At 37.5% G+C, this 12330-nt stretch carries 10 protein-coding genes; 8 read left to right on the plus strand and 2 right to left on the minus strand.

The genetic code is table 11. From position 1 onward, the window contains the following. Window positions 1–49: 49 nt before the first annotated feature. Together hisD and hisG are read right to left on the minus strand one after the other, a co-directional pair. Complete coding sequence (gene hisD / locus SOLCA_RS04530) at window positions 50–1333, minus strand: histidinol dehydrogenase (protein ID WP_042480686.1); 1284 nt, start codon at window positions 1331–1333, stop codon at window positions 50–52. A gap of 100 nt (window positions 1334–1433) precedes the next feature. Beyond that, on the minus strand, window positions 1434–2285 hold the full coding sequence (hisG, locus tag SOLCA_RS04535) for an ATP phosphoribosyltransferase (protein ID WP_014679271.1): 852 nt from the start codon (window positions 2283–2285) through the stop codon (window positions 1434–1436). Between the two features lie 382 nt (window positions 2286–2667). Between hisG and SOLCA_RS04540 the strand changes: the two genes are divergently transcribed. The 8 genes from SOLCA_RS04540 (at window position 2668) to SOLCA_RS04575 (ending at window position 12282) form a co-directional block, all read left to right on the plus strand. Then, a complete protein-coding gene (locus tag SOLCA_RS04540; protein ID WP_014679272.1) occupies window positions 2668–4365 on the plus strand; it encodes a L,D-transpeptidase family protein in 1698 nt (565 codons plus the stop codon). Next, window positions 4362–4877: a hypothetical protein gene (locus SOLCA_RS04545; RefSeq protein WP_014679273.1), complete on the plus strand. Its 516-nt coding sequence runs from the start codon at window positions 4362–4364 to the stop codon at window positions 4875–4877. The genes SOLCA_RS04540 and SOLCA_RS04545 overlap by 4 nt, the downstream gene beginning before the upstream one ends. A 120-nt stretch (window positions 4878–4997) precedes the next feature. After that, window positions 4998–7076, plus strand: coding sequence for a BatA domain-containing protein (locus SOLCA_RS04550; protein WP_014679274.1), 2079 nt, complete (start codon window positions 4998–5000; stop codon window positions 7074–7076). A 254-nt stretch (window positions 7077–7330) separates the two neighbouring features. Continuing rightward, window positions 7331–8596: a dihydroorotase gene (locus SOLCA_RS04555; protein WP_014679275.1), complete on the plus strand. Its 1266-nt coding sequence runs from the start codon at window positions 7331–7333 to the stop codon at window positions 8594–8596. A 96-nt stretch (window positions 8597–8692) separates the two neighbouring features. After that, on the plus strand, window positions 8693–9421 hold the full coding sequence (locus tag SOLCA_RS04560) for a hypothetical protein (protein ID WP_014679276.1): 729 nt from the start codon (window positions 8693–8695) through the stop codon (window positions 9419–9421). 24 nt (window positions 9422–9445) lie between these two features. Then, entirely contained in the window at window positions 9446–10003 is a 558-nt protein-coding gene (locus SOLCA_RS04565; RefSeq protein ID WP_014679277.1) for a DUF4199 domain-containing protein, read from the plus strand. Between the two features lie 102 nt (window positions 10004–10105). Then, window positions 10106–11056, plus strand: coding sequence for a glycosyltransferase family 2 protein (locus SOLCA_RS04570; RefSeq protein WP_014679278.1), 951 nt, complete (start codon window positions 10106–10108; stop codon window positions 11054–11056). 83 nt (window positions 11057–11139) lie between these two features. After that, a complete protein-coding gene (locus SOLCA_RS04575; RefSeq protein WP_042480694.1) occupies window positions 11140–12282 on the plus strand; it encodes a glycosyltransferase in 1143 nt (380 codons plus the stop codon). Window positions 12283–12330: the final 48 nt, after the last annotated feature.

A 12330-nucleotide genomic window follows, 5' to 3' on the forward strand; every position in this document is an offset into this window, starting at 1 on the left:
AGGTTCGTCAAGGAGCCATGGTCTATGGTCCATCGACTATGGTCCACATTTAACCTCTTACCCTCACTGCATTCGCATGGGCTTGCAATCCCTCCAGTTCGGCTAAAATTTCAACTGTTGGTCCCAGATTTTTTATTCCGGCTTTACTGATATGTTGAAAAGTGATTTTCTTAACAAAGCTATCTATAGATACTCCTGAATAACTACGTGCATAACCTGATGTGGGTAAGGTATGATTGGTACCTGAAGCATAATCGCCAGCAGATTCAGGGGTTAAGTGGCCAAGAAATACTGAACCAGCATTGATAATCTCAGGAATTAACTGTTCATAATTATCGGTTTCAATAATTAAGTGCTCGGGAGCATATTGATTACTGAAATTCATTGCCGATTGCAAATCACTAGTTAAAACTGCATATGAATTTGCAATTGCCAGAGCTGCAATTTCTTTTCGAGGTAATTCTCTCAACTGGTTTTCAATTTCGAGATTTACCTTTTCAATCAGATCGGCAGAGGTGCTTACCAAAACAGCCTGACTGTCGGCACCGTGTTCGGCCTGAGCTAATAGGTCGGCTGCTACATAAGCGGGATTAGCGGTTTCATCAGCTATTACCAGCACCTCAGAAGGGCCGGCCGGCATATCGATCGCTGTATTTGTTTTATTTTGAACAATAGTCTTAGCCTTTGTTACATATTGATTTCCCGGTCCAAAAATCTTATCAACCTTTGTAATTGTTTCGGTTCCGTAGGCCATTGCTGCTATAGCTTGCGCACCGCCAATAAGGTAAATTCGTTTTATTCCTAATAATAGCGCACAGTAAGCCAGGTATATATTAACCGAACCATTTTTTTGAGGAGGCGAACAAACGATAATTTCTTTACAACCTGCAATTTTAGCGGGAATACCCAACATCAGAAAAGTACTCGGCAGCACAGCAGATCCTCCTGGAACATATAATCCTACTTTTTCAATTGGTCGTAATTCCCTCCAGCAGTTTACACCAGTAGTAGTCTCGACCTTTTCTTCTGTTTTTAACTGACTTAAGTGAAATTTATGAATATTATAAAAAGCCTTTTCCAATGCTTTTTGCTCCACTTCATCTACTTCATTGGCCAGTTGTTCAATCTCGTCAAATTCTATAACCAGGCGACTTAAAGTTACTCTGTCAAATTGTGCAGAATAAGCAAGCAAAGCCTTATCACCCTCGGTTTTTACTTTTTCAATAATGGCTTCCACTGCACTGCTAATTTCATTAGATGAATCGACATTACGAGAGATGAGCTTGCTTATTTCATCTTTTGAAAGCGTATTGTAATTATATGTTCTAAGCATACGTTTTTGATTTGAGATTGGGGATATGAGATAGGAGAAAAGTGTGTTTTGAGCTAAATAAGAAGTCTCAAATCCCATATCTCACATCTCAAATCTCTTTCTACAAAATGATCTTTTCTATTGGTAATACAACAATTCCCTCTGCACCGGCATTTTTAAGTCGGTTAATTTTGTCCCAGAAATCTTTCTCCGGAATTACCGTGTGAACTGCCACCCATTCTTCAGTTGCTAAAGGTACAATAGTTGGGCTTTTTATGCCTGGTAGAAGCTCCAAAATAGCCGAGAGGCTTGATTTTGCCGCATTCATTACCACATATTTAGTTTGCTCAGCACGTAAAACACTTTGTATGCGTTGTAGCAACTCATTAACAATCGGATTTTTAGCTATTCCGTTCTTGCCAATCAATACAGCTTCTGAACGCATAACTTCCGCGAAAGGTTTTAATCCATTGCTTTTTAGCGTTCCGCCTGTTGATACGATATCAAAAATAGCATCACTCAAGCCTAAATTGGTTGAAATTTCTACAGAGCCGCTGATTTCGCGAATCTCTGCGTCGATATCATTTTCTTTAAGAAATTTATCAAGGATAACGGGGTAGGAGGTGGCAATTGATTTGCCTGAAAGGTCGCTCAGGTCTTTAATATCACTGTGGTTGGCGATGGCCAATTTGAGGCTGCATTTTCCGAAACCTAGTTTTTGCAGATAAGTAACGTCAACTTCTTTTTCAACGATGACATTTTCTCCAACAATGCCCAAATCGGCGATTCCGTCTTGTACATATTCCGGAATATCATCATCCCGCAAGAACAAGATTTCTAAAGGAAAGTTGCTAACAGGTGATATTAGGGAACTTTTGTAGTTTTCAAAACTCAATCCGCTTCTCTTAAGCAGATCAACCGATTTTTCATTTAAACGGCCCGATTTCTGGATGGCAATTTTTATAGTTTTCATATAACATTTGCTTTCGGCGACATAACAATATAGCACAAAACAGGCTAATGTTTGCCGACCGCAGTTTTATTAAAATTTAATGTGATTTTTTCTTCAGATTGATACTAAAACTCGCTGCGATTAGGCACAATGGTGATGATGCCCATGATGATGATGGGTACGATGCAGCGCGATATGTTGTTTAGTATTCATTAAAACACCAGGAGTGTATATGGTTGCAAAGAAAGGGTATAGGTTTTTAAAAAACAAGTTAAATTTTAAAATAATTAAAAATGTATTATGGTTTTTGAAATCTTGTTAACAACTTGCGACATTTCTATTTAAGATAATAATGTAAAAAGGGGTGAAGCAAAAAGGCTCAGTTTAAATTAAAGCATAAATAATGATTGTTAACTACGGGAAACCCAACTCTTGCAAAAAAGAATTATTTTCGTGCCCTGATTCAGGCAGGTTCACACCATTTCATTATCTACAGTCATTGAAAAAGATCGTTAAATTAAGCGCTTCTATAATAATTTCTAAACTTCAGTTAGCAGGTATTTTCTTAATAGGTGCAATTATAATTTCTTCTTGTGGTAAAAAACCTTCACCAACAGGGATTTACCTTGCTGAAAAGTTTAAGGAAAAATCTTATCGTAAATTTGATACCGCTGCTTATAATAAAGTATTGAATGAAGAGCTAAAGCATCAAAAAAAGTTGTTGGTTAATTATAAACTGCTGGCAGATTATTTTCAAAAGCAAGGGGCTAATGATACCGCATGGTTTGTTGGTTTACTTGAAAACAGAAAACTTGATACACTTGAGTTCTTCCTGCGAAAGTCGTCGCAACACGGAATTTCTCCCGATATTTTTTATATCGATAAAATAGACTCCCTGAAAAAGCGGATCTATAAGGGCAAATTCGATTCGTTGCCTCAATTATATACTGTTTTAGCACGTTTGCAGGTACTATCGGCGAATGCATTTGTGTCTTACGCCTCAAAGGTTCATTTTGGTTGTGTTGACCCTGCAAAAATATATTCACGTTATTTAATTCCGGTTGAACGTCCGACTGATTCTGCATTGCAACTTATGCTCAATAGTAATTGGGCCGCACTATTGCACAAAATCCAACCCACTCGAAAAGAGTATATCACTTTGCAAAAAGCTTTGGATACCTGTAAATCGCCTGCACTTAAGCGAAAAATATTGATCAATATGGAACGGTACAGGTGGAGAACTCCTTCAGATTCTGATCGTTTTGTATTAGTAAATATTCCTGCGTTCGACCTGCGAGTGGTCGATAGCGGTAAAACCAAGTTAACGATGATTGTTTGTGTGGGGGAAAAACGCGAACCTGATTATGCAACAAAACGGGCTAATTACCTTAAAACCGGAAATATTGAAGATAAGCCTAAGAACCATGAAACACCGATCATGTACGGCAAGATCAATAATATTCAGCTGAACCCTAAATGGAATATTCCACATTCAATTGTTCAAACGGAGATTTTAGCTAAATCGCGCGCCAATCCGAATTACCTGAACCGTAGTTCCATAAAGGTTTATAATAAAAAGGGAGAAGTGGTTGATCCATTTGATATTGATTGGGATAGTTTATCTCCAAGTAATATTCCGTACAGCTTTAAACAAGACCCTGGAGATGGTAATGCTTTAGGTAAGTTTAAGTTTAACTTCCCCAATGGATCCAGTATTTATCTGCATGATACACCCAATAAATCAGCATTTAGAAAAGAAAACAGAGCGGTTAGTCACGGCTGTGTACGTGTTGCTGATCCATTAAAGCTGGCCCAGGAATTAGTGCAAAATCCAAGAATTTATGATAATGTGAGAATAGAAACTGGATACCCTCCGTTAGATTCACTAAAAATGCTCCGTTACGAAAAAAAGCAACAAGAACAATCTGAAAGCGGACATCAAACCCGTTGGATAACATTGGATAATAAGTGGCCATTATTCATTGATTATTATACCTGTATGCCTTCAGATAACGGAACGCTTCGGATCTATAATGATGTGTACGAATATGATTCCATTTTGCTTGACTCTTTAAAACGCTTTTTAGTGAAAGGAAAATGATGAATCTTCGTGAAGCCCTTATACAAGAACATTCAAAAGCGCAAAAAGACGAAATAGTAAACTGGATTGGTAATTCTGAATCTCGGTTTAATGAACTTTTTACCCTTTTTATGAATGAAGAACACCGCTTAGTACAGTGTGCCGCTTGGCCGCTTAGCGATTGTGTTATCAACCATCCTGCATTTATCCACGATAAGTATGATGAGCTAATCGTCATGCTTAAGAAAAAGGATGTTCATGATGCGGTAAAAAGAAATATTACCAGAATCTTGCAGCAGGTTGATATTCCTGAAGATTATTGTGGTGATATTATGAATCTTGCAGTTGATTTTGTTTCATCCCCCAAAGAAGCGGTGGCAATTAAGGTTTTTTCGCTGACGATCCTACAAAATATTGCTCAAAAATACCCTGAAATAGTTCCTGAGATCAGGCTGATTATTGCAGATCAGTTTGAACATCAAACTCCGGGATTTAAAAGCAGGGCAACAAAATTTTTGAAGGCATTTAAATAATGAGAATTTGAATCAATTTAGTAAGTTTATTAAGTTATGATTGTAATGATCTGGAAGTGATTTTGCCGATTTGTAAGTTAGGCGTAACTCATTAATATTTTTTATTATTTTTGATTTTTGATGAACTTCTTATATCCATCTTTCCTTTTTGCATTATCGGCTATAGCCATACCTATTGTAATTCATCTATTTAATTTCAGAAAGTTCAAAAGGGTTCCCTTTACCAATGTTCGTTTTTTAAAAGAAATTAAGCAGCAAACCGATTCAAGATCGCGGCTAAAGCATTTATTGGTGCTGGCCTGCCGGGTATTGGCCATTGCATTTTTAGTGTTGGCTTTTGCTCAGCCTTTTATTCCTAAAGGCAACGTTGCATCGGCTGGAAAACAACATGTTTACAGCATTTATATTGATAATTCATACAGTATGGATGCGAGGAATAAGGAGGGAAGTCTATTAGATGAAGCCAAGAGAAGAGCAAGAAACATTGCTTCTTCAGCAAATATCAATGATCGTTTTCAGCTGTTGAGCAACGATTTTGAAGGTCGTCATCAGCGTTTGGTAGATAAAGAAGAATTTATCCGTTTGATCGATGAGTTAAAGATCAGTCCAAACAAACGAAGAGTTGATGAAATAATTGCCAGACAAAAAGATTTATTGTTTTCAGCAGGTAATGGCATTAAACAATCCTACCTTATTTCCGACTTTCAGCGGAGCAATATTGATGAAACTAAGTTAACATCAGATACCACATTAAAAATTACCGCATTGCCGGTAGGTGAAGCTCAAACGGTAAATGTTTCTGTAGATAGTGTTTGGTTTATTTCGCCTATCCATAAAGCGGGTGAAACGGAGCAATTGGTGGTAAAGATTAAAAACTTTACAGAGGAAGATGCATCAAGTGTTCCGTTAAAATTATTTGTAAATGGGGTTCAAAAAGCAATTGGTAGTCTTTCCGTAAAAGCAAAATCAAGTGCAACCGATACATTAACCTACAAACCTGATGGTTCGGGTTGGCAAAAGGGTGAAATTCAAATTACGGACTATCCGGTAACCTTTGATGATAAACTTTACTTTTCGTACCTGATCGACCAAAAGGTTAATGTGCTGATCATTGGAGGTGCAAAAGCGAATAATTACATAGAAACGGTGTATCGTACCGATGATTATTTTCAACCGGTAAAGAATACTGAAAACCAAATTGATTATCAATCAATCTCTCGTCAGCGTTTAATCGTTTTAGATAGATTGACTACTATTTCCGGAGGTTTGGCTCAACAATTATCCAAATTTGTAGAATCAGGTGGTTCAGTGTTGATTTTTCCTGATCTAAACTCCGACATCAACAGCTATAACACGTTTTTGATGTCCATCAATGCCGATAAAATTGGTCCGCTTGATCCAGCTGCTAATAAAGCAGATAAACTGAATATGCAATCGCAGGTGTTTTCGGGTTTGTTCGAATCTGTTCCTCAAAATCTAGACCTTCCTCAGGTTAAAAAATCGTTTACAACACAAGCCAGTTCCAGAAGCAGGAGAGAGGTTTTGTTAAGTATGCAAGGTGGAAAATCCTTATTAAGTCGCACGCAATCAGGATTAGGATCGGTGTACCTGGCGGCTGTTCCGTTAGACGATAGCATTACCAATTTACCACGTCACGCCATTTTTGTACCGATGATGTATAAAATAGCCCTGTTAGGTAATCAGCGCTACCCCCTTTATTACACAATTGGTAAAAATAAAACGCTGGAGACCGCAAAGCTTCCGGCTGCTGAAAAGAATGAATATAAGTTGAAAAATAAAGATTTAGAGTTTATTCCAGATATCCGAAACGATGAATCTAAAACGAATTTATATATAGATGATCAGGTGAAAAAAGATGGAATTTATAATTTTGTGAATGGAAATGAGCTGCTTGCCAACTTTGCATTCAATTATGATCGTTCCGAATCTGATTTGACCTATTACACTACAGGAGAGTTACAGAAGCTTTTGAACTCAAAGAATATTTCAGTACTCGATGCTCCTGCTGATGCAGTTGGAAAGGCAATTGAAGTTGAAAACTCCGGGCAAAAACTTTGGAAATACTGTATTTGGCTGGCACTTCTGTTCCTCGGACTTGAAGTGTTGTTGATCCGTTACTTTGAATCCATTACAGGCTCCCGTGAGGAGGTTACGAGTTCCGGATTACGAGTTAGTTAAAGGGTTACGGGTTTCGGGTTACGAGTTACGGGTTTCGAGTTACGGTTTCGGGTTCCGAGTTACGAATTTAGGGTTAAAGGGTGTGAGTTAGTGTTTCGAGTTAATTAATTATTAATAAAAAATTAACCAGTTGTACAAGTAACTCGCAACACGCAACACGTAACACGTAATAATACAACACGCAACCCGCAATAAAAAAAGCAATTAATAAACAGAATATAAACTTGGCGTCTTAGCGCCTATGTGCTAAAAAAATGAAGTTCTTAATAAAATCGGCTACCATTGTTGATCCAAATTCAAGTTTTAACGGTCAGGTTAAAGATATTTTGATCGATAATGGACAAATTACTCAGATTGATGATCAAATTGATGCCAAAGATGCTCAGCTATATGATGCAACAGGTCAGTTTGTATCACCTGGGTGGATGGATATGCATGTTAATATCGGCGATCCTGGTTATGAAACGAAGGAAGATATTGCAAGTGGCTGTGCGGCTGCGGCTGCAGGTGGGTTTACGGCGATAGCTGTAATGCCTAATACAAATCCTCCTTTACACTCTAAGTCGGAAATTGAGTATTTAAAAAACCGGTCAAAAGGACAAGCTGTAAATGTTTATCCAATTGGATGTTTAAGCGCCAAACGTGAAGGTGTGGATATTGCAGAGTTATTTGATATGACGCAATCTGGAGCCGTTGCTTTTTCGGACGGCAATAAGCCTGTGCAAAACGCCGGACTTATGATGCGCTCTTTACAATATGCTCTTGCTTTTAATGGCTTGGTGATCTCTTATCCGGAGGATGCATCTATTGCTGAAAAAGCAAAAGTAAATGAAGGGGTAACTGCTACTTATTTAGGAATGAAAGGTATTCCGAATATGGCTGAAGAGTTAATGGTGGCACGTGATATCTTCTTAACGGAATATACAGGCGGTAAAATACACTTTACAACTATTTCTGCTGCTGGAAGTGTTGATTTGATCCGTGCGGCACGCAAAAAAGGGCTTAAAGTAACCGCCGATGTAGCTGCTCATCATTTGATGTTGGATGAAACTGTTTTAACAGGTTTCGACAGTAATTATAAAGTAAAACCTCCTTTAAGAACGCTGACGGATATTAAAGCATTAAAAGCCGGATTAAAGGATGGTACTATTGATACAGTAGTGTCTCAGCATACACCTCATGAAATTGAGTTCAAAGATCAGGAATTTGAAACAGCTGCTTTCGGTATTTCTGCTTTGGAAACTTCCTTTGCTTTATTTAATATGAGCTGTGAAAAAGTGTTGTCATTAGAAGAAATGGTAGACGCATTAGCAGTTAGTCCACGCGAGATTTTGGGATTAGCAGTTCCTTCTATAGAACTTAACAGAGCCGCTGAACTTACTGTTTTTGATCCCGATCATCAATGGACACTCAATACTGAAAACATCAAATCTAAATCTAAAAACACTCCGTTTATTGGCAAGCAACTCAAAGGAAAAGCGTTGGCTATTGTTAATAACGGACAAGTTGTGCTTAATTAAGCAATTAGCTTTTAACTTATAGTCATTAGTTTATTACTTATTAAAATTGCTAAATGCTACTATTAAAAGCTGATTGCTAAAAAAAACTCAGAATATATGGATAAAAAAGTTCAACAGTCGTTGGTGGCTGCTTTAGCAGGTTATAAAATCGGACAATCAGGCTCGTTACCTGCTACTTATAAATTAGAAGGGTCTACTAAAGGATTTTATGATTCATTAGTTAAGATATTTTCTGACGGTGAAGATTTTAAGAAGAAAATGAAAGCAATGGATGATGCATTTGATGATAATCCGGAATTTGCTCCATTGCAAGAATTCTTTTTCGACTTATTACTGATCAACTTCTTCCAGTCTGATGCGACCCATTTGGGTGAAGACTACCTGGATTCTCCGGAATGGATGAAAATAGAGGACGATACCATCGACAGAGGTACCGAATTCCTAAATCTTTTCTTGTATTTACAAGAGTGTGATCTGGAGAATATCGGTCCGGAATTAGCTGATTACCTGAAAGAGTTCTTATTGATAGAAGAAGAAGAGTTTCAGGAAGAATTGGAGATTTATGAAGATGTAGTTGCTAATCAAATGTTGGTGGAAAGCACCTATACTGAAATAGCTAAAACAGCAGGAGGTTTGGACGAAAACTCTCCGCTAAAAGATTTGTTTTATGTATTGATGAGTTTCTTTAATGAAACCGAACCAGATATGCAAGATTTGAAAGATTTTGTCAAAAATTCGGATAATAAACCATTTGATACAGCAGCGCTTTTTGCTATACTTGTTTATAATTATAACTTAGAGGAATTACCAATAAATCTTAACTAAAACTAATTAACCAATAAATTATCTATGGACTCACAATTTGCTCAAGATTCGGGAAGTTTGCAACCACAGGTTTCTCCTTTCAAAACGGCGTTAACGTATGGTTTGTACATGGGATTGGGTTTAATGGCCTTTTCCTTGATTATGTACATGTTAGCAATTCCATTAGATTCTAAATTACATTATGTACAATATCTCATTTATTTTGTGGTAATCTGGTTTGGAATTAAGCATCATCGCGATCAGGACTTAGGCGGATATATTTCTTACGGAAGAGGATTAGGGTGTGGAACATTGATCGCAGGAGTTGCTGGTATAATCATGGGTATTTATACTTTCATCTTGTTTAAATACATTGATCCTGACTTGGTTAACCAAATTTTTGCCGCTCAGGAAAAACAAATGCTAGACAGTGGCCAATCACAAGAGCAGGTTGATAAAATGATCAACATGTCGAAAGGGTTTATGCAGCCATGGATGATGGGTTTAATTGTTGTTCCGACTGTAATTTTCTCAGGCTTCATCTTGTCATTAATTGTTTCTGCCGTTCATAAAAAAGAGCAGCCAATGTTTGATGCACGTTAAGTTATTGCAAAGAACTTTTATATTTTTGTCCCGCCATTTTTGGCGGGATTTTTATTTTTAAGAAAGTCTCCTATATAGTAAGACAATTTCCAAATCTGATAAATGAAAGATATTTCAGTAGTTGTTCCATCCTACAACGAAGATGAGTCGTTGCCGGAATTAGAAGCCTGGATTGACCGTGTAATGCAGGAAAATAACTTTACGTATGAAGTTATTTTTATTGATGACGGCAGTACCGATAAGACGTGGCAGGTAATTGAGGCGTTGGAACAAAAGAATGAGAATGTTCGTGGTATTAAATTCCGTAGAAATTATGGCAAATCGGCTGCACTAAACGTAGGTTTTGAGGCTGCTCAAGGCCGTGTAGTTATTACTATGGATGCCGATTTACAGGATAGTCCGGATGAAATACCTGGTTTATATAGCAGAATCGTAGACGACGGATATGACTTAGTTTCAGGTTGGAAGAAAAAACGCTACGATCCGATCACGAAAACTATTCCTACCAAGTTTTTCAATGCAGCTACCCGTAAAATGTCGGGAATTCAGCTGAATGACTTTAACTGTGGTTTAAAAGCTTATCGCCATGATGTAATTAAAAGCATCGAAGTTTATGGTGAAATGCACCGTTATGTTCCGGTAATTGCTAAATGGGCTGGATTTAAAAAGATAGGTGAGCAAGTTGTTGAACACAGAGCTCGTAAATACGGAACTACCAAATTTGGTATGAGTCGTTTTATCAACGGATTTTTGGACTTATTGTCGATTTTCTTTGTTGGTAAATTCTCAAAACGTCCGATGCACTTTTTCGGCGCAATGGGAGTATTAAGCTTTTTCATAGGCTTTTTCATGACCATTTGGTTAATCGCCGAAAAACTGATTTCGATAGCCCGTCATCTTCCTTATCGTGATGTTACCAATAATCCGTTGTTCTATATTGCATTAATTGCGGTGGTTGTTGGTTTCCAATTATTTTTAACCGGATTCTTAGCAGAATTAGTTTCTCGTAATTCACCTGAAAGAAACGCATACCAGATAGAAAAAGAAGTTTAAATAATGATTTGAGAATTTGGGAATGTGAAAATTTGAAAACGATTTTTAATTCTCAAATTCTCAAATTCTCAAATTCTCAAATTTTGAAAATAGTTCTTGTCGGCCCGGCATATCCTTACAGAGGTGGAATAGCGCAAAGTCAGGCTATTTTATTTCAACATCTTTCTAAAGACAACGATGTGAGCATCGTTAATTTTAAACGCCAATACCCCGGTTTTTTGTTTCCGGGCAAGAGTCAGTTTGAAGAAGGGGAAGATGTGTTTGGTATTCCGACGGAGAAGAATAAACGCCTTATCGATATCCTTAATCCATTATCGTGGATCAGCACGGGAATAAAGATCGCTAAGCAAAAACCGGACGTCGTGATTTTTTCTTACTGGATGCCTTTCTTTGCTCCATGTTATGCTAAAATTGCCTTCTTCATTAACCGGTTTTGTAAAACTAAAATAATACTGATCTGCCATAACATTCTCCCGCATGAAAAGCAGCCCGGTCAAAATCTGCTGACTAAAATCCTGTTTGCCCAGGCTGATGGATTTATGGTATTAAGCGACAGTGTTGAAGCCGATCTTAAAAAGTTCAACAAACATAAGCCCTACCGAAACTCACCTCATCCTATTTACAGTTCCTTTGGAGAAGCTGTTGATAAATCTGCTGCTCGGGAAGAGTTGCAAAAACGCTATAATGTAAACTTGAATGATGAAAAGGTAATTTTATTCTTTGGTTTTATCCGAAAATATAAGGGATTGCATTATCTGCTGGCCTCAATGCCAGAGGTGTTGAAACAACAACCATTAAAACTGTTGGTAGTAGGTGAGTATTATGAAGACGAGCAACCGTATAAGGAACAAATTGAACAATTAGGAATTCAGGATGCGGTTATCCATGTTTCGCAATACGTACCGAATGAGCATATCCGTTATTTCTTCTGCGCGTCGGACTTAGTGGTTCAGCCTTATATATCTGCCACTCAAAGCGGTATTTCTCAGATTGCTTATTTCTACAATAGGCCAATGATCAGTACACGCGTAGGCGCATTAAGCGAAGTAGTTATTGACGGAAAAACAGGATTTATCGTTTCTCCTGAAAACAGTACAGAACTTGCAGCGGCCATCAGTCGTTTTTATGCTAATAATTTAGAAGAAGAATTTGCCCGTAATATTGATCAGGAAAAGGAAAAATATTCATGGGATTATTTTGTTGCTAAGCTGAAAGAGTTATTTTAGCCGTTAAATCAGCCTCTCTGCTATCTAATGATAAGGCCCAATCAAAAA

Source organism: Solitalea canadensis DSM 3403, from assembly GCF_000242635.2.
In the GTDB taxonomy this organism is placed as follows: Bacteria; Bacteroidota; Bacteroidia; order Sphingobacteriales; family Sphingobacteriaceae; genus Solitalea; species Solitalea canadensis.